General features: G+C 65.4%; 27 protein-coding genes. 9 read left to right on the top strand and 18 right to left on the bottom strand.

From position 1 onward, the window contains the following. Positions 1-88: 88 nt before the first annotated feature. Positions 89-2089: an ATP-binding protein gene (locus BMZ47_RS14475; RefSeq protein WP_091863163.1), complete on the bottom strand. Its 2001-nt coding sequence runs from the start codon at positions 2087-2089 to the stop codon at positions 89-91. Between the two features lie 739 nt (positions 2090-2828). Here BMZ47_RS14475 and BMZ47_RS14470 point away from each other — a divergent pair. From BMZ47_RS14470 to BMZ47_RS14445, 6 genes are all read left to right on the top strand, one after another. Then, the gene (locus BMZ47_RS14470) at positions 2829-3281 is read left to right on the top strand and encodes a LexA family protein (RefSeq protein ID WP_091863295.1); all 453 of its coding nucleotides are present in this window, start codon (positions 2829-2831) and stop codon (positions 3279-3281) included. Further along, positions 3278-4606 (top strand): Y-family DNA polymerase, encoded by a 1329-nt coding sequence (locus tag BMZ47_RS14465; RefSeq protein ID WP_091863162.1) that lies wholly within the window; start codon positions 3278-3280, stop codon positions 4604-4606. Before BMZ47_RS14470 ends, BMZ47_RS14465 begins: the two co-directional genes overlap by 4 nt. A gap of 368 nt (positions 4607-4974) precedes the next feature. Next, positions 4975-5343: a hypothetical protein gene (locus tag BMZ47_RS14460; RefSeq protein ID WP_139220994.1), complete on the top strand. Its 369-nt coding sequence runs from the start codon at positions 4975-4977 to the stop codon at positions 5341-5343. A gap of 492 nt (positions 5344-5835) precedes the next feature. Beyond that, entirely contained in the window at positions 5836-6621 is a 786-nt protein-coding gene (locus BMZ47_RS28605) for a hypothetical protein (RefSeq protein WP_091863160.1), read from the top strand. Positions 6622-6945: 324 nt separating this feature from the next. Then, positions 6946-7209 (top strand): hypothetical protein, encoded by a 264-nt coding sequence (locus BMZ47_RS14450; RefSeq protein ID WP_139220991.1) that lies wholly within the window; start codon positions 6946-6948, stop codon positions 7207-7209. 876 nt (positions 7210-8085) lie between these two features. After that, the gene (locus BMZ47_RS14445) at positions 8086-8835 is read left to right on the top strand and encodes an endonuclease/exonuclease/phosphatase family protein (protein WP_091863158.1); all 750 of its coding nucleotides are present in this window, start codon (positions 8086-8088) and stop codon (positions 8833-8835) included. Here BMZ47_RS14445 and BMZ47_RS28000 read toward each other — a convergent pair. The 13 genes from BMZ47_RS28000 to BMZ47_RS29175 form a co-directional block, all read right to left on the bottom strand. Next, positions 8810-9322 (bottom strand): hypothetical protein, encoded by a 513-nt coding sequence (locus BMZ47_RS28000; RefSeq protein ID WP_139220990.1) that lies wholly within the window; start codon positions 9320-9322, stop codon positions 8810-8812. The genes BMZ47_RS14445 and BMZ47_RS28000 overlap by 26 nt on opposite strands. 13 nt (positions 9323-9335) lie before the next feature. After that, on the bottom strand, positions 9336-9719 hold the full coding sequence (locus BMZ47_RS14440) for a hypothetical protein (RefSeq protein ID WP_139220989.1): 384 nt from the start codon (positions 9717-9719) through the stop codon (positions 9336-9338). A 246-nt stretch (positions 9720-9965) separates the two neighbouring features. Next, positions 9966-10964, bottom strand: a complete 999-nt coding sequence (locus BMZ47_RS14435; RefSeq protein WP_091863156.1) for a hypothetical protein — start codon at positions 10962-10964, stop codon at positions 9966-9968. Next, entirely contained in the window at positions 10961-12244 is a 1284-nt protein-coding gene (locus tag BMZ47_RS14430) for a S49 family peptidase (protein WP_244536818.1), read from the bottom strand. Before BMZ47_RS14430 ends, BMZ47_RS14435 begins: the two co-directional genes overlap by 4 nt. After that, positions 12244-12429, bottom strand: coding sequence for a hypothetical protein (locus BMZ47_RS14425; protein WP_091863155.1), 186 nt, complete (start codon positions 12427-12429; stop codon positions 12244-12246). Before BMZ47_RS14425 ends, BMZ47_RS14430 begins: the two co-directional genes overlap by 1 nt. Before the next feature lie 68 nt (positions 12430-12497). Beyond that, positions 12498-12884: a hypothetical protein gene (locus tag BMZ47_RS14420; RefSeq protein ID WP_091863154.1), complete on the bottom strand. Its 387-nt coding sequence runs from the start codon at positions 12882-12884 to the stop codon at positions 12498-12500. A gap of 587 nt (positions 12885-13471) precedes the next feature. After that, positions 13472-14149, bottom strand: coding sequence for a hypothetical protein (locus BMZ47_RS14415; protein WP_139220988.1), 678 nt, complete (start codon positions 14147-14149; stop codon positions 13472-13474). Between the two features lie 464 nt (positions 14150-14613). Continuing rightward, on the bottom strand, positions 14614-15108 hold the full coding sequence (locus BMZ47_RS14410) for a hypothetical protein (protein WP_139220987.1): 495 nt from the start codon (positions 15106-15108) through the stop codon (positions 14614-14616). 1010 nt (positions 15109-16118) lie between these two features. Then, entirely contained in the window at positions 16119-16349 is a 231-nt protein-coding gene (locus BMZ47_RS14400; protein WP_208601054.1) for a helix-turn-helix transcriptional regulator, read from the bottom strand. 31 nt (positions 16350-16380) lie between these two features. Then, positions 16381-17106 (bottom strand): hypothetical protein, encoded by a 726-nt coding sequence (locus BMZ47_RS27995; protein ID WP_139220986.1) that lies wholly within the window; start codon positions 17104-17106, stop codon positions 16381-16383. Next, the gene (locus BMZ47_RS14395; protein WP_091863150.1) at positions 17106-18365 is read right to left on the bottom strand and encodes a site-specific integrase; all 1260 of its coding nucleotides are present in this window, start codon (positions 18363-18365) and stop codon (positions 17106-17108) included. The genes BMZ47_RS27995 and BMZ47_RS14395 overlap by 1 nt, the downstream gene beginning before the upstream one ends. 435 nt (positions 18366-18800) lie before the next feature. Continuing rightward, positions 18801-19082: a PilZ domain-containing protein gene (locus tag BMZ47_RS14390; protein ID WP_091863149.1), complete on the bottom strand. Its 282-nt coding sequence runs from the start codon at positions 19080-19082 to the stop codon at positions 18801-18803. A 194-nt stretch (positions 19083-19276) separates the two neighbouring features. Next, complete coding sequence (locus tag BMZ47_RS29175) at positions 19277-19399, bottom strand: hypothetical protein (protein WP_007565073.1); 123 nt, start codon at positions 19397-19399, stop codon at positions 19277-19279. A 187-nt stretch (positions 19400-19586) separates the two neighbouring features. Here BMZ47_RS29175 and BMZ47_RS14385 point away from each other — a divergent pair, with 187 nt between their 5' ends. Beyond that, a complete protein-coding gene (locus tag BMZ47_RS14385; protein ID WP_091863148.1) occupies positions 19587-20612 on the top strand; it encodes a hypothetical protein in 1026 nt (341 codons plus the stop codon). 9 nt (positions 20613-20621) lie between these two features. On the opposite strand, the gene BMZ47_RS14380 is transcribed toward BMZ47_RS14385, so the two are convergent. The 3 genes from BMZ47_RS14380 to BMZ47_RS14370 all read right to left on the bottom strand — a co-directional run bounded on the left by BMZ47_RS14380 (position 20622) and on the right by BMZ47_RS14370 (position 22178). Further along, entirely contained in the window at positions 20622-20807 is a 186-nt protein-coding gene (locus BMZ47_RS14380; protein WP_007565076.1) for a hypothetical protein, read from the bottom strand. A 77-nt stretch (positions 20808-20884) separates the two neighbouring features. Beyond that, entirely contained in the window at positions 20885-21226 is a 342-nt protein-coding gene (locus BMZ47_RS14375) for a DUF1236 domain-containing protein (RefSeq protein ID WP_007565078.1), read from the bottom strand. Positions 21227-21314: 88 nt separating this feature from the next. Beyond that, complete coding sequence (locus tag BMZ47_RS14370; RefSeq protein ID WP_091863147.1) at positions 21315-22178, bottom strand: formyltransferase family protein; 864 nt, start codon at positions 22176-22178, stop codon at positions 21315-21317. Between the two features lie 111 nt (positions 22179-22289). Here BMZ47_RS14370 and BMZ47_RS14365 point away from each other — a divergent pair, with 111 nt between their 5' ends. Then, on the top strand, positions 22290-23024 hold the full coding sequence (locus BMZ47_RS14365; RefSeq protein ID WP_091863146.1) for an SDR family NAD(P)-dependent oxidoreductase: 735 nt from the start codon (positions 22290-22292) through the stop codon (positions 23022-23024). Between the two features lie 3 nt (positions 23025-23027). Continuing rightward, positions 23028-24623 (top strand): cryptochrome/photolyase family protein, encoded by a 1596-nt coding sequence (locus BMZ47_RS14360; RefSeq protein ID WP_091863145.1) that lies wholly within the window; start codon positions 23028-23030, stop codon positions 24621-24623. Here BMZ47_RS14360 and bcsS read toward each other — a convergent pair. After that, positions 24590-25318 carry a cellulose biosynthesis protein BcsS gene (gene bcsS, locus BMZ47_RS14355; protein ID WP_091863144.1) on the bottom strand — a complete coding sequence of 243 codons (729 nt, stop codon included), beginning with the start codon at positions 25316-25318 and terminating at the stop codon, positions 24590-24592. The two genes, BMZ47_RS14360 and bcsS, sit on opposite strands and share 34 nt — an antisense overlap. Between the last annotated feature and the right edge of the window lie 6 nt (positions 25319-25324).

The following is a 25324-nucleotide window of genomic DNA, read 5'->3' as shown; positions in this document are numbered from 1 at the left end:
GGCACGGTGGGCAGCCGCTATCAGCTCGTCGTGCTCCAGGCCACTCAGAGGTGGTCAGGTCAAGCGGCCGGGTCGCTTCTACCTATAATCAAGCTTCATTAGCAGCATCAGGCTCCTCCCCATCTGATTCAATGACGCCGCTTAGATACTTTTCGTAAGTTTTCTTCAAATATTTCAGCGAGCTATCACGATCTACATTGGCTTGCAGATGGTCTTGAACAAATTTGAGCCGTGATTTGCACTCCGACAGAACCTCCGCCCAGCTCTTGACCCAAACGGAAATTGACCCGTCCTCGGATAGAAATATCTGACCGCGCGCTTTCCCATGCTGTCGAGTTTGAGCGCGAGCGTAAGCGTCGAGGTCATTTGATATGACCCAGAAACTCCAGCGCGTCTTCAGGTGCCTAAATCGCTCATCGTCCGCTACTGTAAATGCATATTTTTGAACTTGAGTAATTTCTTCGGCGCCAATCTTGACGGAGGGGCGCTTCAACTCAACAACGAGATGCTCACGCTCATCTGCATGATTCTGCGGCACCGCACGTGATAACATCAGATCAACAATGCCGACTTTTCCATCAATGCGGCGAACCGGTTGATCTATGGCGGTATCTTGCCCGATCAGCTTACGATGTTTCTTTAGCACCTCGGTCAGCGACTGATCATCAACTGTGAGGTTGAACTCCTCTCCAAATATCCAGGTATTGTTGTCCGCAATCATCCGATGAAGCTGACTTCTCTCCTTCAGTAGATTGCGACTTTCGGCATCAAAAAGAACCGCCTCTAGTCCGTGAACAAATTTCAATCTGTCAGATACGAGCGCCGATGCGCCGATTACGTTGGCTAAGCTAGCCTCATCAAGCAGTTTCGCAAGTTCTTTTTGTGTACGTTCCGGAAGCTCGAGAACTTCGGTCAGAATATGCTGAAGTTCGTCTGGCCCGCGCTCAATTGCCTGTTTGAGCATGCGCAGCTGAAAGGCCTTGGTTCTGCGACTTTGGTCTGAAAATTCAGTCAGGTGCTTGTTTACATTTAAAGCAACTATATCGAAGACCTTCCTCTCGGCTTTCTCGACGGACGTGACCGGCTCTGCCGCGTAAGGATAAATTGACTCAGCTTTCCACTGATCGATCTCAGATTTTGCGGCGTCGATCTCTTTAGCGCGTGAAAATTCTTTAATTTTGTCGGAGGCAGCCTCATAGGCGGCCTGAAGGGGTGCACTCATCTCAGCGAGATCGAGAAGCCCTTGCTGCTGAAGCACGCCTATGAATGGTGATTTCAAGTATGCGGTAAACTGGAAGCCCGGAGTGTGGAATCGAGGGGCCACTCTATGGAAGGGGAATCCCTCAGGGCCGCAGAGAAAGACCCATCGCTCAGATGATGATTTCCACTCGATTATTTCCACTTCAACGGGATATGTAGAGCCGTCATCGATAATCGGTGGAAGCGAGTACGTTTCCCGCCCCAATATTATCTGACTAGGATCAAGTTCGCCATTGTCGAAAAATATCCTCACGTCAGAATAATCTGTTAAATACAGCGCAAACACCTCAGATAGCGATTGTATGGCATTCGCCGGATCAAGCGATCTAAAGGTTCTGTCAAGTTCTGTAATGCGGACTTCGACCCCGGTCCCCAACTGTCGATCGACCTCGACCGCCTCGGTGGCCGCAACATCTTCGAGCTTATCCCGAATGATCGTTATCTTGTATTGTAAAAGTTTTCCAGCGTCGAGATATCTAACCGTCCATTCCGCCACTCGGCCAAGCGCAAGAGCTTTATAGCGTCCCTTGCCCTCTTTGCCGTGAAGCATCCTTCTTTTCAATTTCGAGCGATTGCCGTGAGATTTCCAAGATCCGCCAATCTTTGCAAATAAGTACTCAACCTCAGAACGCGGGATTCCATGTCCGTTGTCTCGGATGTTGATGGCTTTCGTGGCCAAGTCATCCGTGTCGATTTCAACGTCGACGCGGGTCGCGTCGGCATCGACAGCGTTCCAGATGAGTTCAGCTGCTGCCTGAATGGGCTTTGCGCTGGAGAGCTTCCGGATATGGTCGCCTTCGACGCGGACGCGATAGTGTTGCTCGCTCATCTCAAACTCGGCCTTGGCGGACGATTTCTGCGGTACAAAATGACACGACGATTGGCCCTAGACATTTATCCTGAGAGCGGAAAATTGACAGACCCGCAATGAGGCAAACAGCCATTGTGGCTGGCGCCAATCACTCCTAGTGACATCCTATCCCGATTCGGTCCTACCAGGATTGCGTTACCGCCTTCGCAAAGCGTCGACCCGCCGTGCGCCGGCACACCCGCAGACGGGTCGCTGCCGGCCGCGGCTTCAGCGCATCCAAGACCGCGCTAAGAATTGCTTCATCCTGCCAGAGACCGCGGTCAGAAGGGTCAGCGCAAGATGCTGTCCCAGAGGCGCCAGGACGTCGTGGGCGCGCCGGATATCCCGGCTGAAGGCAACGAGGGCGAGCGGGCCAATGTTGCGTCCAGGCCACGTTTCCGTCAGCCATTACCGGCCGGCGCACCACTTGATGAGCTAGCGCTGGGGCGCAAGCGCATGCCGGGCCCTTTGCCGTCATCCACTATGAATTCCGCGCCCGCCGCCTCACGTGCAGTCAGGTCGATGGGCTTGGCCGCCAGGGCCGATGCCGGCCCGGCACCACCGGCGCTCGGAAGCCGTAACACCAGCATTTCGTTCAACTTTCTTCGACCCATCCACAGCCGCCCACCGCGATATTCGCCGGATCCAGCATATCGGTTGAACCCAGGCCGTCGGTCGGCTTTGTTCTTACTGTGTTCTGGTTCGGATCGTGGTCGCCGTGCATATCGAGCGCATCGAGGAACTGCAGATGGGCAGCCCCGACGCCGTGCGCGTGCCCCTGATCGGGCACGCGCTCTGCGCGGGCTTCCCGTCGCCTGCAGACGATTTCCTTGAGGGCGCGCTGGAACTGCCGCGGTGGTTGGTGCCGAACCCGCCAGCGACCTTCCTGTGGCGTATCGCGGGCTCCTCGATGGAGGCCGCCGGCATCTACGACCGCGACCTGGCGTGCGTGGACCGTAGCTTGAAGCCCGGCCACGGCAGCGTGGTGGTGGCTGCCATCGACGGGCAGATGAGCTGCAAGCGCTTAGTGATCGACGGCAACGTGGCTCGGCTGGCGTTCTGCAATCCGGATCTGCCGGCCTTCGCCGTCGAGGAGATGGGCGAGGGCGTGATCTGGGGCGTGGTGCGCTTTTCGATCCGCTGGCACATCGCCCGTGGGCGGTTGGCGTGAGCGATCCGGCCGCGCGTCTGCGCGACCGGATCGGCGGCGGCCGCGCGGTGGCGCTGATCGATGGCAACAGCTTCTACTGCAGCTGCGAGCGGGTGTTTGACCCCAGGCTGGCCCGGGTGCCCATCATCGTGCTGTCGAACAACGATGGCTGCGCGATCGCCCGCACGGCCGAGGCCAAGGCGCTCGGCATCAAAATGGGGGATCCGTTCTTCAAGATCCGGGAGATGTGCCGGGCCCAGGGCGTGCGGGTATTCTCCTCGAACTACACGCTCTATGGCGACATGAGCGGGCGCACCAACGCCGTGTACCGCCAGTTCGCCCCCCAGGTCGAAATCTACTCGATCGATGAGAGCTTTCTGAACCTGTCGGATGTGGCGCCGGGGCTGCGGGTGGAACTCGCCCGGGATCTGCGGGCCACCGTGTTGGCCTGGACGGGGATCCCCACCTGCGTCGGCATCGGCCCCACCAAGACGCTGGCGAAGCTTGCCAACCACATCGCCAAGACCGTGCCCGAGTTGCAGGGCGTGTGCGACCTGACCGACCCGGCGGCCTACGCCCACTGGCTCTGCCGAATCGACGTGGCCGAGGTGTGGGGCATCGGCCGGGCCTCGCTGGCGAAGCTGGAAGCGATGGGCGTCGAGAGCGTGGCGGATCTGCGCGACCTCGACCCCAGGCCGGTGCGCAAGGGCCTGACCGTGGTCGGCGAGCGCATCATTCACGAGCTGCGCGGGCTGGCCTGCCTGCCGCTGGAAATGGTCCCGGCCCGGCGGAAGGGCTGCGCCGTGACGCGCTCGTTCAGCAGCCGCATCACCGAACGGGCGGTGCTCGAGGAGGCCGTGGCCGCGCACGCCACCCGGCTGGGCGAGAAGCTGCGGCGGGAGGGGCTGGCCACCAATCACGTGTCAATTTTTTACCACACGTCCGAGCACGACAGGGATGCCCCGATGCGGTCGGTGTCCACCACCGTCTCCCTGCCCGAGCACACCAACGACACCCTGGCGCTGATCAAGGCGGCGCAGCTGGGCGTGGCCAAGACCTGGCGCGAGCCTGGGCAGCGGCCGTGGCGGTACTCGAAGGCCGGCATCATCACCAACGACCTGGTGCCGCTGTCGCACAGCCCGCGGGCCTTGATCGGCGCCATGGATCGGGAGCGGTCAGGGCCGCTGATGGCGGCCATGGACGCCTGTAACGCTCGCTGGGGCCGCGGCGCCGTGGTGCCGGCCCGGGCAGGGCTGGTGGCCAAACGGGGCTGGAACACGAAGTTCGAGATGCGCACGCCGCGCTACACGACCCAGGTGGGCGAGCTGCCGGTGGCCCACGCCTGATCGGCGCACTGGCGCCTGTCCGCGTGCCCACGATCCATGTTCACTCCGGTCGCCCAGGCCAGCGGCGCTGCCAAATCCCACGGGCTGCCCTGCCGGCAGATACAGGGTTCCAGCGCGCTGTGCTGCTGATCGGCGCTCTAAAAGCGAAGATTGAGCCGCAAAGTATTAATTTCATCGAGTGATCATAAACACGACCCATGTAAACACGGATCGTGTTCATAATATTGTACTGCTTGATTGATTGACAATAAAAATTCGCAGAGTAAGTTTCCGCTGCCTTCAATAGCTGTGGGCGCCTTCCGATGTATCTCTGCCTCAGCGCTGGCGTTTCGATTGGTCTGTAATTCAGCACATAAAAGAGCCCTCAAATGCGAAACGTCCGCCATGCCGATAAGAATAAGCTCGAAAAGCTGGATCGCTCCATCAAGAATTTAGTCGATCTTGATGCTGGTCAATACATGGACGACCCCGACAAGCCGATGAACGAACTTATCGGCATTCTGAACGGAACGGCCCGCAAGCCGATCGTAAACGACATGCAACTGCGGATCCTGCGCACAGGTATCGAGTACCTGATGGAAGAGCACCCAAGATCGTCCCAGGGTTCGATCGAGGCTGCGATGGATGCGGCGATGCAAGAGGCCATTCGCGTGGCTGAAACGCCCCTGCAGGGCGCCTTGCTGGCCCTCGTGCAGCACCAGCTTAAAGGCCACCGCATCGAGCCGTTGAACGGCTAGAACGGCCTGGCAGGTACCGTATCGAGCACCGACCGCTGTGGTGTGCCGTTTCCTGCTGTGGCTGTCAGCTTTCCCTGCCGCCCGGGCATGCCGCCAGAAGCTGCCCACATATCCAAGGAGAGCCGCAGCACGTTGGCGGTGCCTTGAAGCTCTCCATTCCACAGAGCGCCGGAATTTGAGTACAGGCGCCAAGCTCGAAAGAAGAGCGCCGATCTAATACAACGCTGGGCCTTGCTCGGCGCAGCCGTCGAGGTTACGCGTCGAAACATTGCCCACGGGCAGGGAGTGCAGCCGCCGCGCAACGAGCCTTGAGAAGCAGACGGCCCCGCCCTTGCCGGGGCGAGGCCGTCCAAAATCCCGGCTTATGAGAGCCCAGATCAACACCTCTCAGAAGCCACACGACCCCCTAGGGAGTCAAGCCGGGACCACCGTTCCGGCGATGGGGAAGCTTTGCCTGGACCTTGGCCGCGGCCCGCAAGGGACCGGGAACGGATGGACGTGTTTGATGAGATGCGCCGGGCCGTCGAGGCCGCGGCCGCCGATCGGCTGGACAAGGTCGCTGCAGCTCTATGGCAGGCCTACGGCGCCGGCGGGCTTTCGGACGAACAGGCCGAAGAACTGGATGGGCTGCTGGCCTCCCGCCGGCGGATCGCCCAGGCGGTGCCCACCAGGGCGCTGGCCCTGGGGGCTGCCTGTGCCCAACTGGTGCCGGCAGCTGCCCCTGCCCCTGATGGGCAGGGGACAGCGCCTGCCCGCGCGCACCCGCGCACCGGATCGCGGCCCCGCACCCCCGAAAGCAAGGCCAGGCGCCGGCACTGGGCTGCATCAGGGTACCTGCCCCCCAAGCTGGCGAAAGCCTTCACCCCCGGGGAACAGGCGGTGATGGCGGTGGTGGGCAAGCACATCGCGGCCCGCGGCGTCTGCAACCTAGCCATGGGCCACATCGCGGCCCTGGCCGGCGTCTCCATCACCACCGCCAAGCGCGCGATGCGCCAGGCCGCGCTGGTGGGCCTCGTGACCGTCGAGCTGCGGCGCCTGACCGGCTTTCGGAACGACACCAACCTGGTCCGCATCGCCAGCGCCGAATGGGCGGCCTGGCTGCGCCTGCGCCTGCCCCGCAGCGCCCGCCCGGACTTGGTGGGAGGGGGGCAATTAGCTGCTGGCACGGGTGTCAGAGTTCCTTCTAAGAGTCGGGAGGGTCTCGGAAATTTCGGCCAGAGCCCTTTTGCGCGGCCCGATCGCACCACCCGGCCTGCGGCGCGCGGTGCAGTCGCCTAGCCCGGCCGCTACGCTCACCTGAAGGGCGAGCGGCCGGCCCAGGCTGGTGGTGGTGAAAGCTCGAACCTGCAGCCGTGCGGCCAGCGGTCCCCGTGAGATGCTCGGGGGGGCGGCTGTTTGCCCCAGCCGTGTGGGCCGTACGCTGGGCGCACCTAGCGAAAATTCTACATGGTCTGGTTCCAGCCATGTTGTGGCACCATGCAGCCGAGCGGTATGGCGAACGGCTTGTGTCGGCGCTTTGCGCCATCTATTGGGCCGCCCTCGCGGTTGCGCTGTGCGTAAACCGTGGCCATCTGAAACCAATCCCGCCTTAGGACAGTATCAATGCCCAACGGTCACGCTGAACCGTGGAGGGAAATTTTTGCGGGTGTCGGCCGCCGGGCGGTGTTTTTCGTGGCTCACGGTCTCGAACTGCTCGTGTTCGTGGCAGTTGTGCAAGGGGTCGAATGGGGACTACACTTCATTGCGCACGGTCATGAGCCGATTTTCTTCGACCGTTTGCCGTTGCACTATCTCACGCACGGGGCGGACATCGCCCTGCTTTTGATGTTTTTCGTCAAGGGGTTACTGCACTTCTGGAAGCTTTGAGGACTGTATGATGGCCACCGCTCACACCTCGCACCTAGCCCACGAAGTTGGCGTCGAAGTAGCCGGTTCGGCGAAATGGTACGCGGCTGCGGCTGTTGTCGGTGCCATCGCGGGCGGCCTGTTCGGTCTGTACGACTATACGCCGCCCGTCCCAGAGCCCGCACAGATTGTCACCCCGGCGGTTGTTCAGCCTCCGCCCGCAGTTCGGCCTCACCAATCCGACGAGCCCGACCCTGCACTCGTAGCCGGGGCGCCATCCGCGCACGCCGTCGCCATACGACGTGACCCGATGCACTGCGTCGATCAAGTCGCGGCCGATGGTAAATTCCTCGGCCGGCTCTGCCAGCGCGACCCCGGTGGTGTCGCAGGATCGGCTATGGGTGCGGTCCAGCGCTAGGGTAGTGCTTAGGGGCCCCCCTTTCTCGCAAAAGGCCCGGCCGAGGGGCGTTTAGCAGGCTCCTCTGGTCAAGCCGCCCGCGCCTTCGCCATCCTAAGTCCCGCCTTCCGCCGGCAGACCCGCAGGCCAATGGCCGCCAGTTTTGGCCCCAGACCCGCCAGAGCCTCGCGCAACGACTCTTCGTCCCCCCAGCCGCCTGAGGCCATCAGCATCGCCGCGGGATGTCGGCCACCAGCTGCCAGGGGGCCAACGTGCGCACGATCCGCGCAGTCGTGCCGATGCCGCCTACCGGGCCGCGCAGCAGCAGCGCGGCGGCGTCTACACCGAACAAGCGCCCCGCAGGCGGCCGCAATCCAGGCTGCACCTGGGCCGCCAGGGCCCAGGCAGCTGCCGCGTTCCTGGCGGCAGCTTCTGCCTTTCCCCGTAGCTGCGGAATCGTCCAAGATGCAGTCGGCCCATAAGTCGGGGAAACCAGCGCCGTGCGGATTGGAACGTGGAACGTTGAGTACGCCACCGGCGCCGGCAAGAACGCGCGGCGGCGCGACGTGCTGCAGCAGCACAACTGCGACGTTTGGGTTCTGACCGAGACACACGACGAGTTGGCCCCATCGGTGGGTCACACGGCAGTTCATAGTGACCAGCGGCCGACAGGGCGGCTGGGCGGGCGCTGGACGTCCATCTGGACCCGCTACCCGGTGTTGCAGCAGCTTGAAGTGGTTGATCCGCGGCGCACCGTGGCAGCCGTGGTGGAGGCGCCGAAAGGTCCGCTCATCGTCTACGGTACAGTGATGCCCTGGCACGACGATCGCGGCGATGCCGAACCGGGCACGCCAGTACGCAACTGGTCCGAGATGCATCGCGTCGTCGTTCAGCAGGGGCAGGAATGGGCTGCGCTGCGCCAACAGTATCCGGAGGCGGATCTGTGCGTGGCCGGCGACCTGAACATGAACCTGGGCGGCAAACACTATTATGGCACGGCCCAAAGCCGCCAGCTGCTGCGCGAGGCCATGGCTGCCTGTGGCCTATTCTGCGCGACGGAGACAGAGCGTGTACCCGCCGGAAAGCTGGCACACCCGCCGATCGATCACGTGTTGCTACCCGCAGCCTGGGAGCCGCATGCTGCAGCGATTGCGGCCTGGGAGGGCAAAACCGGCCAGGAACCGCGATTGAGTGATCACAGCGGATTGGCAGTCGAGGTGGATCTTATGGCCGCGCCTTCGCCATTCTAAGGCCGGCCTTCCGCCGGCAGATCCGCAGGCCGATTGCAGCCAGCTTCGGCCCCAGACCCACCAAGGCCTCGCGCAACGCTTCCTCGTCGCCCCAGCTGCCCGCGGCCATCAGCACCGCCGCGGGATGCCGGCCACCAGCTGCCAGGGGACCCAACGTGCGCACAATCCGCGTAGTCGTGCCGATGCCGCCCACCGGGCCGCGCAGCAGCAGCGCGGCGGCGTCTACACCGAACAAGCGCCCCGCCGGCGGACGCAGCGCGGGTTGAACTTGAGCTGTCAGGGCCCGAGCGGCCGCCGCGTTCCTGGCAGCTGCTTCTGCCTTTTCCCGCAGGCGCGCGATCGTTTTCGATGACGGGGGGCGTTTGACCGGCGGCGCATTGGGATCTGTCGGCGCGATCACCGCGATGGTGACCCACGGGTTGTCGGCGTCGGCCGGATCCATTCCGGCCGCGCGCAAGGCGCGCCGGCGCGCAGCTGCATCGAGCATCACTGAAGCTGTATCAAACCGCGGCGGCCACGCCGGGGCGGGCCAGAACGATGGAGTTGCCGGCGTTGAAGGGGATCTGACGCGGCGTCTTGGCCCACGCCAGGTACGTGCCGCGGGTGGAGGGCTCCGGCGCCGGATCGGTGCCGATGATGTTTCCCTCGTAATCCTTGAGGGGTGACGCCCCCGGCCGGGACGCGGGATCCAGCCATTGTCCGACCGCCACCTTCACATTGTCCTCAGGCGTGATGCGCAGCTGCAGCTCCTGGGCGGCGGCTGCTGGCGGGATCGCTGGCGTCAACGCCACCGCGGCATCAGCCACCAGCACCGTGCCGGTGACGAGTTCGGTGAAGGGCTGATCGAATGCGGATCGGCCAAGTACAGCAACGGTGACGTTCATCGCATCCTCAAAAGTGTAAGCCGCCGCCAGGAAGGGCACCTCCACTGGCGGCGGCCAACCGATCTTGCCTCAACAGAGCAAGGTCGGATTAGAATAAAGGTGCCGGCTTGCGACCTTGAACAGTGCATCGCCTTTCGGCGGCAGGGCTTGCAGGTCACTATTCGCTATCGGACTGCCGCGCGTCGCCCTCAATGTTTGCCCTGTCTTACTGGCAAGGCCGCCACGGCCTGCCAGTAACTCGTGAAATTAGGCGCCGGTGGTCTCATCGGCTGAGTACCGACCACGGTACTCGCGATGGCTCTCAGGCGGCGGCAGGGCCTGAACCGGCTCCACATTTGCTGGGACAAGCCGCCCTTCGACTGCTTGCTGCGGCGCGCCTCGCGGTGCTTTTGCTCGGAGCTTTGCTATCCGGGAAAGCACATCACGTGGCTGGACAGTACCCTGGTAAGGGCGCTCCACAGGCTGGAAGAAATCTGCGTCGCCCTGCCGGAATCCGGGCAGTACAAGCCGCTCGGCCAGGCCTTCAGGAGCCGCACCATGGTCCGCTGGGAAGAAATATTGCTCAGTAAACCAGCGCAGCTCGACTTCGTGGCCTTCCGAAATAGGTAGACCTCGAACCGGGATCCTGCCGCGGCCATTGCCTGTGGCGTAAACCTCGTCCTGGTCGAAACTTCCCGGTCTGATCTGGCCGACTTGGACCCAGCGCTCAACGCGCACTTCGTCCAGCACTTCCTCAGGCGAACCGGGACGGCTGCGGACGCGCCGTTCGACCCCTGGGATTGCCTCGGTCCCTTCGGGGCGATCGGCGTTGGCAGCCTGCACCAGCTGGTCGGCCCGCGCGACCACCATGAGCAGGGCGACCAAATCGCCAGCCAGCTTGGGGTACAACTCGCCAAGGGCTGCCGCGGCGTCGTCCGCCTCCCGGCTGGCCTCCTGAAAACGCATGACCCGCGCCGCCTCGGCCTCCCGGGCCTGGGCATCGGCAAGGCGCGCGCGCAACGCATCGATCAGGGCTGTAGCCCTATCGATGCGTACACCAGCCTCGCGCCGGGCAGCGTCCAGCTGCAGAAGCCCGGCCTCGTCGGCGGTCAGCAGCGCACCGCGATAGGCCTCCTCGGCCGCCGTCTGGGCTGCCTGGGCGGCGGCAAGCTCGGCCTCCGCGGCCGGTAGCGATGGTGCCAGTTCGCCGGTGGTGGCGTCTTCGCGCTGGGCGAGGCCGAACAGGCTTTTAAGGGCGCGGATCATCGAGCCGCTCCCACCGTTGCGTTGACCTCGGCCACAACCTCATCCCAGGAGAAGGCTTCGGCCTGAGCGGTAGTCGATGCGGGCTCCTGCTCCCCCGCGTCCGTGCCCATGCGGTTAGTGCTGGCCTTGGGCAGGGTCGCGTTCACCTCGGCCACAACCTCGTCCCAGCTGAAACCGGGCTCGGCCTTAGCCGAGCGTGCAGGGGTCTGCGAGGCGGCCGCGGGTGCCCCCCCGGCGGTGGCGAGCGCGGCAACGGCCACGGCGGTTTGCGCAGGGGTCATAGTGGCGGTCGATCCTTGGGTGGTTCGCCCCGCTGCGGGGCTGTTGCTGCTCATCTCGCCAAGCACGCTCTCGAACGTGCCCAGCGCGTCGATCAGGCCGAGTTCCAGGGCTTCGGCCCCCATGAACGTGCCCGCCTCGGTGCCGCGGATGGCCGTGGCGGTCAGGCCCTGGCGGCCGGCGGCCACGGTCTCCACGAACAGGTCGTAAAAGGTATTCACCTCAGCCTGCAGCTTGTCACGCACAGCAGCGGGCAAGGCCTGGTAAGGATTGGCGTCAACCTTGTTCGCGCCGGCGTGGATGAACGTCGGCTTGATACCTTCGTTTTCCAGCATCTTGCTGTAATCGAAGTGGGCCAACACCACGCCGATGCTGCCGCTGATGCCGGTGGGCATCGAGACGATACGGGTGGCCGCGGAGGCGATCGCGTAGGCGGCCGAAGCCGCCAGACCGTTGACCAGGGCCCACACGGGCTTGGTCAGGGCCAGGCGCCGCACCGCGGCGGCCGCCTCGAAGGCGCCCACCGCCTCGCCGCCGGGGCTCTCCATGTCCAGCAGCACGGCCTTTGTGCGCGCGTCGGCGCCGACCATTTCCAGCTGGTACTTGAAGCCCTCGTAGCTGATGACGCCGGACGAAGCGCCGACGTACCCGCCGCGGTTCACCCACTCGCCCACCAGGGTGATGATCGCCACGCCCTCGGCGGTGCGCCGGTAGGGCAGGGGGCGCCGGCTGCCGTCCTCGGACAGCGGCACCTCACCATAGAACCGGCTGGCCTGGGGCGTGTGAACCGTCATGGTGCCATCGCCCCCCAGCTCGGCCGGGAACAGCGTGGTGCTGGTCTGCGCGGTGTCCTCGCCACCGCCACCGCGCCCGCCCAGCTGCGCGCCACCGTCGCCGATGCGGGAAAGCAGTACGTTGCTGATGGTGTCGGCGGCCTGCGGGGTGAGCAGGAGCGGCCGGTTGTAGAACTGGCCAGCGATGCGGTGGAGCGGGATGCGCATCAACGCACCTTCCGGCCGACGAGACCGACCGCCTGCTGCGCGGCCTCCCGCAGGAGGCCGGACATCGTGGTGCCGCGGCGGCGGGCTTCGTCCGCCAAGGCATTCTTCAGGTTCAGGGGGAGGCCAACCTTGACGCTTTCAGTAGCGAGCCGGTCGGCCTGATCGAAGCGGGGATGCGTAAACATGACCGGGACGGTACCCGGCGGCAGCCCCTACCTGGCAGCCCTCAACTCCGTCGTGTTCGTCGGAACCTTCACGGCTCGCCGGCTGGGATGTGCTCGACGTAGCGGCGCCAGCGAGCCAGCGGGATCGACCACCTGCCATTTTCCAGGCCGCCAGCTTGCCACCCAAGGCGATCGTGCGGGTACCGGGCATTGTGTGTGACGATGTGCCGGCGGGTCCGCTGCTCGGACCAGCCCACGGCATGCGCGGCCTCTGCGAGGCTAACCACTGGGCCGCCGAAGTCGGCCGCGCGCTGGGGCGTGCTCGCCTCGCTGTCCTGGGCGTGTTCAAGCTGCCCCAGCAAGTGGGTGAGCCGATCGCGCACCGCCGCCAGTTCGGCCCGCAACTCGGCAACCCCAGGGCTCGGCCGGGTGGCGGAGCAGGCACGGCGGTGGAGGGGGAAAACTTCGGCGGCCATGTTCTGTAGGTCCAGCGACAGCCTGAAGAGTACCCTAGGCGCCAAGGCACAAGCGTGGCTAAAGCGCTGCGTTTATTGGGCGAATGGAGTTTTCCACAGGCTGGTCCGGCCTAGGGCTCTGGTGGGTAGGCCGCCGCGCGCGGGGGATGGGTGGCTTGCCTGGTGTCCGGCTTTGGAGTTGGTGCCTGCCCGGCTCGATCGTGGTGCATCAGAAAAGCCCTAAGCCGTTGATTTTGCTCGATCGGCTACGCAAGGAAAACCGGTTTTCAGAAATGCTGAAAACGCTCAAGGGCAAGGCTGCGCGTCGGCGCGGGCCCTCCCAGCCTTTGTACGGTCCCTAAGTGTCTCGCAACGGAGACGGCGGGGCTCACAGCCCCTCCTGCCTGGGGGGTGCCAGGCGTGCGCAGCGCGGGCCGTGGGCTGGCGAGGGCAGGCAGCGAGGTGCGACGGGCCGGGCGCCGAACGTCGGGCGCCACAGGCCAATTTCTGCGGGGTCGGCCGGGCGGGCGGTGGGTGGTGGGCCGGCGGCGGGAGGGGTGGCGACAACGGTGCTGGCAGCCTCGGCCTCAAGGGCGGCGCGACCCCTGTTAATCGGTGGTCGGTGCTTCGGGCGTGGCAGGATCCGTAGAGACAGGTCCGCACATGCGGGCAAACCAGTCCTGCAGGGCGACTTGGATGATGAGGTGCAGGTGATGCATGCATCTTGAGGGCTCGTGGAAATGCTTTTCCTCGCGCCCGTGATCATTGGGCCCGATCACGAGGTCAACTACATTCTCCTGGTCGCTGTCCCTGAACACCTCCTTGATGTGCCGGTCGGAAAAATGAATGTATCCGGAGGTAAGCTTATAAACGTCCTTCATCCAAGGATTGCGTGAGGATACGCGCTCAAGCAGATACCTATCGTGCATCTGATTTCCATCATCGCTGTTAACCTGCTTGATCTGCTTCCCGTTAAATACCGCTTTGCAGAACTGCATGGGATCCTCCACAAAGAACCCCGCGTACAGCCGAAGCGCGGTGTCCAGCTGCATCCGCACCATTGGCAACGCGCAGATGGAATTGCGCTGCTCGACCATCGAGCGGTAGCCGGCGGAAAGGGCCAGTGCGCGCCGGCCGATGCCCATCCCATAGAGGTCGGCATAGGTGATCCCGCGGCTGGTTTTGAGGTGGGTAAAGCAGATTTCGGAGATGCCCGTTTCTGATCTGAGCAGTGCTGCAGCCACATCTTCGTAAGGCGCAGTTGGTTCTAGAAGCGTGAGATCCATGCCCTCACAACTATAGTGCCCCTCGTACCTTGCAAGCCGCACCGATAAGGCGTGTGGGGCGCGCGTTCGCCCCCAGGGCGAGGAAGCGCGGCTCACACGCCGCCTTGTGAGCGGAGCGTGGGTGGCCGTGAGCAGTGGACAGAAGCTTGGGAGAATGTGAGCGCCGACTGTGAGGAGACGGCACCGAGGTGTGAGGAAAGGCCCGCAGGAAGGCCCTCACACCCTGGTGAAGTGCCAAGGTCCTGGATCCTGTAGCCGTAGCAAGGAGTGGTGCTGCCCGTGCCCAAACCGGCCGGGCGGATCGGACGAGGTCGGACAGCGCGCCCTGGGGGCGCCTGCCGCCCCGCCGCCCCGCTGCGCCAGGACAAGGTGCAGCCCTGGCAAGGTCGATGGCAAGGGCAGGTGGGACAAAACGTGGATAGAACCTATACCCCAAGGGGGTACGATCCACGTGTTGTCCCACTTCAAGCCTGTGCTCGCTCCTTGGCCATCCGCCGGTAGAAGGCCGACTTGCTCTCGCCCAGCAACCGAGCGTTCGTGTTGCAGATTGCCTGCACCCGTGGGGTCATGCTGGGGTTTCGCAGCAGACGATCCTCACGTGCCCAGGCAGCCTTGTTGTCGAGCGACAAGCGCTTGCGGTCATCTGCCGACATGCCGGCGGGCCAGATGTGCCAGAGCCGCCCAGCCATGAACTGCTCGCGCGATACACCGAGCATGGTCCCCGTGGTGGCGGAACTGTAAAAGCGCCGATCCTGCCGGTGCGCCCGGATGCGATCCTGGAACCAGGTCTCCGGCCGGGCGGCACACAGTGCAGCCACATACCGCCGCGCCCACGCCATCGGGCCCCATGTCCACTTTGGGCGGCTGGCCGCGATGTGGGTGAACTGGCTTAGCGCGATCTCGAACCACACCTCACAGCGTTGAAGATCGTCGCCTGGGCCACCGGACATCTCGTGCAACCGGCGCATCTGCCCCAAGATGCGGGTGGCGACAGCTGCCTGCCTGCGGTGGCGCTGGGGATCATCCTGGCTTGTGGTGGCAAGTGTAACGCCACCAATGCTCAGCGTCTGTCGTCCTCGCCGGATATCGAGAACATGGTGGGCTTGGTTCTGAAGCGCGGGCGCGCTATGTAGGCCACCATCACGAGTGGACTTGTTATGGGCCTTCGCCGGTTGCAGCTGGCGGGGCCTATTTTCTGTCTGTATGTCGCCCGCGCCCCATTTTGGGGCAGCTATCATCCTCGTCTCCTCTCGTTTTCGGCTTGCGTTGCACGCACATCCAGAGCTGCATCCAGCAACTCATGCGCGCAGTTTAATGCGTCTACCGGTGAGAGGCCACGCCTAATCAGACGCCGTTCTACGTTGCGGCCGATTTTTGCCCACTTCTTCTCGAACGCATCATCGTAAAAGTGTGGCAAACTCTCCACGGTGCCCGACAAGATCTCCACGTTTCTCGAAAGTGGGAACGCTAGCACGGGCGCGGGGCTCAGGACGCGTGGCTGCCCGACCCGGGTCCGCTGTCCAGGCGCCTGCGGGCCCCGTAGGCGGCGAGCGCCTTCCAGGCGCACGTCCGCCGCGCGCTGGGCCGGTGTCGGCTTCCTGGGGCCGCGCTTGCGTTTGGGCGCGGGCTGCGCGGTGCCAGCATCCAGGGCGATGCCGACGTGGTCGAACAGGTCGGGTAAGCTGGGTTCTGACATTGCGATGTTACTCCCCGGCTGCCTGCCTGGATGAAACCCTGGGGCGCGGGCACCAACGGAAGGCGGCGCCGCTACCTGCACTGCTGCCGGGCCGGCCGCGCTGGCGGTGGGCCCGCTGCACGAGCTCCATCCGCCCCACCAGGCTGCGGGAACGGCGCTGGCGATCCACCTCGACCAGGGCGGCGCCAGCGAGCCATCGGCGGGCTTGCCGCATGAACCACAGCGGCGGGCGCGCCTCGGAGGAGGGGAGGGCGAACAGCATGGAAGTTTCGCCTACGCTGCAACGTCCGACGTGGACCCACGCACCTGGGCCTCGATCCAGGCGTCCAGATCGCTGTCCTTGTAGAAGACCTTGCCGCCGATCTTGTAGTAACGGGGCCCCTTGCCCTTCACCCGCCACGCCCGAAGCGTGGAGGGCTTCGATCCCAGCTGACTTGCAGCATCCGTCTCACAACGGAAACCGCGCTGTTCCAATGCTGTAGGGTTATTCATCTCTGCCGCCATCGGTTTGCTTCACCGTTTACGGCTCGACAACCTAATCAGATTTTGGCGGAACGCTACACAAACAATTCGCGCTCGGGGCAGCCTTTTCTGGGGCAGGATGAGCGAGGGCATCCAAGTCGGCGCGCAGCTGCGCGGTGGCGCTGTGCTCCGCTTCCAGGGCCGTTCGAGCCAGGGCCATGGCATTGGTGAGAGCCCTGCGATCGCGCAGGTGGGTCACACCGGCCTTGTGCGCGCAGTCCGCAAGTTCGACCAGTAGGTTCATGAATTCCGGGGATGTGCGCCCCTGCCGATCTTTCGTGGCCCAACGTTCGGTCCTGGCAAGCTCCAGCATCGATGCGGAAAATGCTGTGATCTGCGTATCAGCCGGCCGGCCTCGTGTAGGTTTCTCCCGGTCCTGCGCAAAGACCCTATAATCATCGTCAGTATCTTCGCCGCACTCAAATGTGAGACGTGCAATTTTGGCCCGATTGTCGAGGTTTTGCTGTACCAACGACCCGCGAAATTCATCGTTCCCGGCGTAATATGCGCTCTCAGAAGCTGATAATTCAATCAAGGTGTCGTGAAAGATTTTCGCGGCTTTGGATGCCCGTTCTAGAGCATCGATGTGCCGCTGTAGCTCTTTCGGTCGCTGAAAGGCGCGAAGGATAATGTCGTCCAACTGATGTCGTACGTCATCCGACGCTACAAAGCCCTCAAGGTTTGAGGCAAGCACCGCTATACTGGCCCACTGTTCGTCGTTCAGATGGAACACCACCATCACCCTCCCGTGCGGAGGGTGACAACGTTCGTGGCCTCAAGCTTTTTGCGGGCCTCTTGCAGCGCCGCCGCGCGCTTCTTGGAACTGCCCTCGGCGGCGCGCTTTACGGCCTCCATTTGGAGTTGTGCGTAACGCATGGCGGTGGCCACAGACTTGTGGCCGCATATCCGCATCTGATCGGGAAGGGGGATGGTTGGATCCGAGTAAATCTTCGTGCAGAACCAATGCCGGACTAGATGCGTTGTGGCGTTCTCCTTCGCGATCACGCCGGCAGCGGCCATCGTCTTCTCAAAGGCGCCTTCCAACGTTTCCACGCGCATGGCCTTGAGGTTCTTCGAAGGGCACACCGCTGGCGCGCCCTCGATCCTGGGCGCGGCGTTGAGGAGGTCGCGTGCCTCCTCGGTTAGCGGCTTCACCAGCGCGCCGGTCTTAGTATCCGGCCACGCAATAACGCCTTCCTCGAAGTCGATGAACGCCCATTCGAGCGCGGTGATTTCGCCCACACGGCACCCTGTGGCGAACAGAAGCTTGATCCCAAGCGCCTGGAATTCCGTGATGGTCTTTGCGGTCGCCAGCGCCTCCACGGCGTTGAGCAGCTTGGCCACCTCCATGTCGGAGAACAGGCGCTCCCGCCGGCGGGAGCCGAATTTGCGCACCCTGCACGGGTTCGAGCCGGGATCGCGGAGGCCCCACTGTTCGGCCAGGCTCATGGCGGATGAGAGCACTCGCACGATCTGGTCGGCGTGGGTTTTGGTGGCACGCCGCTTGTGGTGCAACTCGGCGACTTGTGCGGGGGTGAGCGTCCGCACAGGCTCATCACCCAGTTCGGGCTTCAGCACGTTCTCGATGATGTGCCGGTAGCCGTACGCGGTGCGCGCTTTCAAGCGCGTATCGACGTGCTCAGCCACGAAGCGGTCGAGGAGATCGCGTACCTTCGGGGCCTTCCGTTCCGCGGCCTGGGCCTCCTTCACAGCCGCCAGTTCGGCTGCGGGATCCGAGCCCAGCGTGGCACCGGCCAGGATGCGTTCCGCCTCCTGGCGCGCCTGGTCGGGGGACAGCTTGTTGGCGGCGCCGATCGTCTGCCGGCGATAGGGCGCGCTGCGGCCTCGCCCGGCCCGGTACGCCACGATGTACGACTTGGCGCCGGTCGGCCGGACACGGACCCCAAAGCCTGTCAGGTCGCGATCCCAGGTGGTGTACTCGGCCTCGCGGGGCTCGAGCCCATCCACCATCCGCTTCGTGATGCGCTGCTCGGCCATGCCACCCACCGGGCCCGGGCTTTCGTGATGATCCACGGGGGTGTGGGCGGGGAAGCACCGAACCCTGTCCGGGGTAGCACCGGGGAAGCACGAGCGATCAACAACGAGCGACAAGGATCGCCGCCCGTCGATAGGGTGTAGCGCTAAGCCACTACAAAGCAATCGTTTTATCGCGCGGCATCCACACGGGTCGCCACCGATAACGTGGCCGCTTGCAAGCTTTTAATCTGTAGGTCCTGGGTTCGAGTCCCAGCGCGCTCACCATACCGCCGGCATCGATCATGGCCTGACAACCTTCGAACTCGAACCGAGCTTGGTCGAGCACGAATGGCCCGCGTCGTCGCGCGAAGCAGCGCTCGGCCGTCACAGTTGCGGCGGGATAGTCTTTTCGATGCGCGCTCAGATTTCACCCTGCACAGGCCGCCCAACCAATCGTCACGCACAGAACAGCACCCCGGCCGTCCGGTCCTTCCGCCAGACCAGCGTCACGGCGTAGCGCGTATCAGAATTGGCCAGCACGAGGTCGAACGCCGTCTCCAGCACGGCCGCGTTCGGCCCGAAAAATTCCAGCATCGCGCCGCCGTCGGACAGGTTTTGGATCCGGCACGGGAAGCGCGACCCATCCGGGTGCTGGGCGAAAGCCAGCAGCGCCGTCGCCTTGCGCTCGCTGGCGCGTCGCTCGACGAAGATGGTCGGGGGCCGGGCGGTGCGGGGCATGGCCGAATGACCCTGACGGTATCGGCCGATCTGGCGCGATGTCAGTAAAAATGCGCCCAACATACTAACGATCGATTGATCAAAGCTCTCGTGATAGGAGAATAAAGGTATCGGCGAGGACATCTGAGCCAACAGCGGAACGCGCACCGGCCGGACGCTGGGAGACTGCGACCCGGCCTGCCGTCCGCGCCTTGCTACCGCCGCTCGTCGTCGCGCAGCGGCGGTCCCTTGCCGGCCTTGATGAACCGTCCGACGAACAAGCCGACCGGGATCGACAGCAGGAACCAGTTCCGCAGGAATCGTAGCGGCTTCGACATGGCTCGCCCTCCGTTTCATCGATCGGCGGCGCATCGGACCGCGGCGCGTCGCGGGAGCCAAACGCGCGGCCGGCCAGGGCGTTCGATCCGATCGATCGGGTCATGGCTTTTCCGGCTTCGACCCGTCAGGTTCCGCGCGCAGCCTCGACTCGTCGAGAGAGCCCCACGGGACATCCGGAGACGATCCATGTGCATTCGCCCCGGCCTCGCGGCCGTGTTCGGCTTCCTCCCGGCCCTCCTATCGGTCGCGGTCCACGCGGAGGCGCCCGGCCGGGTGCCGCCGCCCGCGCCGCCGCTGGCTTGGCCGCCCGGGTTCTCGCGAAATGTGCAGGGCACCGGTGTGCCGGGCCTCGACGGCGGCCACGCCTTCCTGTGGAACCGGCCTCCGGGCTTCGACCCGGCCTCGACCCTGCGGGTCGATCGGCACATCCCCGAAGGATCCGGGGAGCCCGGCCATACCTACAAGGCGCTCTGGGCGCTCGGATCCTCGGGCCCGCACAATGCCGGCTACGAATGGACGATCACGGGCGAGCTGCACAATCGCAGCCTCGCCAGCACCGGGGCGCAGAACGTCGCCGTCAACGGCACGATCTTCAAGGAGCCCAACGGGATCGGCCCGGTGGGGCCGTCCTGGGCCGGGAACTTCAACTGCGTGGACATGACCCAGGAGGCCGATCCCGTCGCCTCCTGCATCGGCGCCGAGGTCGACGTGTCCGCGCAATCGCCGACGACAGACCGAAACCGCCAACGGGTCGGCCTGCAGATCTCCACCGGCGGGGTGCCGGGTGCCCATACCGGCTACGGCATCCTGCTGGGCAACCTCGCCGGTTCGGTGACCGACCGGGGCTTCTCGTTCCAGGGGGAGGGGACCTACGGGATCGGCATCGATACGGCGGCCGCCCGATTCACCGGCGCACCCATCCTGCTGGGGTCGGGCCAGTCGATTGCGCTTGACGGAAACCGGGACGGGCGCTTCGCGCGCAGGCTCGGCTTCGACGGGCGCGACCTCGTCTACGGGACCGGCAACGGGCCGGTCCTGCGGGTGAGCGACGGGGGGCAGATCCAGGCCGCCTCGGTCCGGGAAGCGTCCCCGCAGCCGCCGAAGAGCAGCCGGGAGGCGTGCACGCCCGGCGATCATGCCTGGGACGCGGCCTTCGAGTATCGCTGTGTCGCCCCCAATCGCTGGAAGCGCGCGGCACTCAGCGATTGGTGAGCGCCGCCCTCAGGCGCGGCGGAACGGCATGATCGCCACGAAGGCCGCGACCGCAGCGCCGATCACGCGCAGGAGGGCGTAGCCCGGATTGTCGGGCGAGATCACCATCCACTCGAACAGCATCGCCGCCGAGAGCAGCACCAGAACCGAGACGAGAAGCGTCTCGCTCGAGACGGCAGGCGATTTGGCCTTCATGGTCGTTCCCCCGGGCGCGTTTTGTCTCGCGCGTACCGGGGTGTTAGCGGATCGGCGCCTCGAAGGCGAACCGGGCCCTAGCGATCGAAGATGCGCACGACCGTGCGGGTCGCGGGATCCACGACCACGACCTTGTCGCCGGGGGCCACGAAGTAGCCGTACCGGCGCAGGCGCGGATTCTGGGTCTCGGTGAAGGGGGCGAGTTCGACATCCGACGGCACGATCGTGCCGGGCCGGAGCGGGATCGAGCCGACGATCGGGCCCGGGCCGACCGGGCGGCGCACGATGTAGTCGCGCACCACGACCTCGTCGTCCGGACCGAAATCGTCCTGCTCCACGATCACGCCCTGAGCGAAGGCGCTTCCGGTGAACGCCGCGGCAAGCCCGAGGGCGGCGGCGAGGCTTGCGCGTGTCGACATGTGAGACTCCGTGACGTCCAGGGCCGGCGGAAACACCGCCCGTCACGATTGTGTTCCCGGCGCCTCGGCGCAACCTCAGCGCCCGACCTCAGCGCCCGACCTGGGCGGCCTCGGCCAACGGCACCGGCGACCAGCGGGTGATCTGCACGTAGCCGTCGAGCGCAGCGATCACGACATGCCGGCGATGGCGGTGCACCACGGTGCCGGGCGTGTGGGGGTGGCGCTCGCGCCAGCCCTGCGCCTCCGCAACGTAGACCCGCGCGTCGCCGATCCGGGCGATGGTCTCGACGGCGCCGAAGGCCCGGACGCGGCGCAGGATCGGCTCGACTTCCTGGCGGAAATCGAGGGTCCGGTCGGCGTCGGTCGCCCGGGGCCAGTAGGACCCGTCGCCCTGCGGCTCGGCCCGGCGCCAGCGGGCGGGAAGCTCTTTCCCGAGCGGACCGACGGCGAGCCGCCGGGCCGCCATCTGGCACTTGGCCAGGACGGTCTCGTGGGATTCCGCCGGTTCGAGGCCGAAGATGTCCTGCGCCAGGATATCGCCGGTGTCGAAGCCGTCGGCGAGGACGTGAGCGGTCACCCCCCAGGTCTCGTAGCGGTCGAGCACCGCCCGGAACAGCGGGTAGGGGCCTCGCCCGGTCGGCAGCGGTGAGGGGTGGATGTTCAGCCCGTAGGCCGCCCGGCCGCGCCAGCCCTTCACCAGCCAGGGATAGCCCGCCACCACGAGCGCCCAGTCCTTGCCGTGCTCCGCCTGCAGGGCCTCGATGTCGCGCTCGCGAATGCGCGACAGCTGGATCGGCAGGCGTAGCGAGCGGGCGCGGGCGACCAGAACGTCGTTGTGGTCATAGACCCCGTCGCAGGGCCGGGTGAACAGCTTCACGGGCTTCCAGCCGGCCTCGACCAGGCCCTCGAACACGCCGCCCAGGAAGTCGATGCCGGCGAACGCGAACTTCATGCTTGGCGCCTGCGACCTTGTGCACGTGGAGAGGGCGGGGTCTGCCGCCTGCCCGGGGGCGCCACCGGCCTTACTTTGTCCGAGGCCGGTTGGGTAGCAAGAGGTCCGCACGTGCGACAGGTTCTGATCTACGGCGGCACGGGCGGCATCGGCTTGGCGACCGCGCGGGCTCTGCGGTCCCGCGGCTACGCGCTCCATCTCGCGGCACGGGACGCCGACCGCTTGGCCCGCGCGGCCGAGGAACTCGGCGAGACCACGTTCACGGCGGGCGATGTCGGCGATCCGGACTTCTTCGCGGCGGCGAGCGCGGCGGCCGGCTCCGCGTTGGCGGGCCTGGTCTACGCGGTCGGCACGATCAACCTGCGGCCGCTCGGGCGTCTGACCCGGGCCGATGCGGAGAATGATTTCCGCATCAACGCGCTCGGCGCCTTCTCGGCCGTCCAGGCCGCGGCCGCCGCCCTGAAAGCCGGAGCCGGGGAGGCGGGGGCCGGGATCGTGCTGTTCTCGACGGTGGCGGCCGCGCAGGGATTCCCCGCACACGCCTCCGTGGCGATGGCCAAGGGCGCCGTCGAGGGACTCGGCTTGTCGCTGGCGGCCGAGCTCGCTCCGCAGATCCGCGTCAATGTGGTCGCGCCGTCCCTGACCCGCACGCCGCTCGCCGCCGCCATCACCGGCAACGAGACCCTGGCCCAGGGAATCGCCGCGATGCACGCGCTGCAGCGGCTCGGACGTCCCGAGGATGTCGGATCCCTCGCGGCGTTCCTGGTCTCCGACGAGGCGGCCTGGATCACCGGCCAGGTGATCGGTGTCGATGGCGGTCGCGCGACCCTGCGCACCAAGGGCTGAGGCGTGCCGGAACAGGCCAGACCGCAGGGCGGCACCCTCCGATTCGTGCTCGGCGACCAGCTGAACCGGCGGGTTTCGAGCCTCACCGACCTCGACCCCGAGCGCGATGTCGTCCTGCTGGTCGAGGTGCGGGACGAGGCGACCTATGTGCGCCACCACAAGCAGAAGATCGCGTTCCTGTTCGCCGCGATGCGCCATTTCGCGACCGAACTGGAAGCCGAGGGCATCGCGGTCGACTACGTCCGCCTGACCGAGCCCGGCAACACCGGCAGCTTTACCGGCGAGCTGGAGCGGGCGGTGGCCCGTCATGCACCCGCGCGCGTCGTCGTCACCGAGCCCGGCGAGTGGCGGGTCTGGGAGATGATGCAGGATTGGCGCGAGACCCTGCCGGTGCCGGTGGAGATCCGCGCCGACAACCGCTTCCTGTGCCCACGCGAGGATTTCGCGCGCTGGGCCGAGGGGCGTCATCATCTGCGGATGGAGACGTTCTATCGCGGCATGCGCCGTCGAACCGGTCTGCTGATGGAGGGGGGTGAACCGGTCGGCGGCCGCTGGAACTTCGATCCCGACAACCGCAAGCGCCTGCCCAAGGGGCACCGGCTGCCGGACCGGATCGGCTTCCAGCCGGATGCGATCACGCGGGAGGCGATTGCGCTGGTCGAGCGCGAGTTCGCCGGCCATTTCGGCGATCTCGCGACCTTCTCCTGGCCGGTGGCCCGGGCGGACGCGCTGGCCGCGCTGAAGCACTTCATCGACCAGTGCCTGCCGACTTTCGGCGATTACCAGGACGCCATGAAGGCGGGTGCGCCGTACCTCTACCACGCGCTGCTCTCGCCACCCCTCAACGCCGGGTTGCTGACCGCAGAGGAGGTCTGCTGGGCTGCCGAGCGGGCCTATCGGGATGGGGCCGCGCCGCTGAACTGCGTCGAGGGTTTCATCCGGCAGATCCTCGGCTGGCGGGAATACGTTCGCGGCGTCTACTGGGCGCGGATGCCCGAGTACCGCGACAGCAACGCCCTAGGGGCGAGCCGTGACCTGCCGTGGTTCTACTGGTCAGGCGAGACCGAGCTCAACTGCATCGCGAATGTGGTGGCGGATACGCGGGCTCACGCCTACGCCCATCACATCCAGCGACTGATGGTGACCGGCAATTTCGCGCTGATCGCCGGGCTCGATCCGGCTCAGGTCGAGGCATGGTACCTGATCGTGTTCGCCGACGCCTATGAATGGGTCGAGTTGCCCAACGTGCACGGCATGGTCCTGTGGGCCGATGGGGGCGTGATGGGCTCGAAGCCCTACGCGGCATCGGGCGCCTATATCGACCGGATGTCGGATTACTGCGCGAACTGCGCGTACGACGTGAAGGTCAAGGCGGGGCCGAATGCCTGCCCGTTCAACTACCTGTACTGGAATTTTCTGATCGAGAACGAGGACAGGTTGATCGGCAATCAGCGGATGGCGATGCCGTATCGGACCCTGCGGGGCATGGGGGACCAGCGCCGCGCCGAGATCCGGCGAGACGCTGCCGGGTTCCTCGGATCCCTCAGGGCCGAGCCCGAGCGCGCTCACCAGGGGGACCAGACCGCCAACGCCACATAGGGAACGGCGCTTCGCCGGCCCGTTTCGGTCTGGAGGCCCGCCGAGACGCGGAAGCTGTAGCGGGCGATGGCGAAATCGGTGGCGTGCAGGCCGAGATTCCACTTCCGGTAGCCCGTGTCGTCTCCGTAGACGCTGAGCTCCGGGCCGAGATAGGCGCCCCAGGCACGATAACCCCAGGCCAACCGCGACCACAGGCTCCCGCGCGTCGAGCCCGCGATGCCCGTCGCCTGCAGGAGCGTGTCCTCGGTCGGGCGTGCCCAGATCTCGGCGTGCAGGCGCGCACCGTAGGTCGCCGGGAAGACGGCCAGGGCGCGACGGTCGGCCAGCATCTCGATCGCGCCCTCGGGCCCCGCGAAGATGGCCGCCGTTCCCCAGTCGAAGAACCATTGGTAGCCGAGCACGGCGGCCGCGCTGAATGTGTAGCGTGTGCGCGGGAGACCGAAGTCGCCGCGTTCCCGTTGCCGGCCGCTCCCCGCGCTCGCCAGCATGACGAAGCCATCCTGATCGAGCGAGCCGAGCCCGAGCTTCGCGCCGACGGTCAGGAACGTCGCGGCCCCCGCATCCAGGCTCCCGAACAGGAGCGCGTCGATCTCGCCGCCGTATGCCGCATGGGCCTGCGCGAGGAACAGCGAGGCGGCCAGGACGGATCCGGACGTCCGGCTGCGAATGTTCGGTAAGACCCCACGCCTGAACACGGAGCG

This window comes from Methylobacterium brachiatum (assembly GCF_900113845.1).
GTDB lineage: Bacteria > Pseudomonadota > Alphaproteobacteria > Rhizobiales > Beijerinckiaceae > Methylobacterium > Methylobacterium brachiatum.
This window is presented reverse-complemented; position numbering and strand designations above follow the sequence as displayed.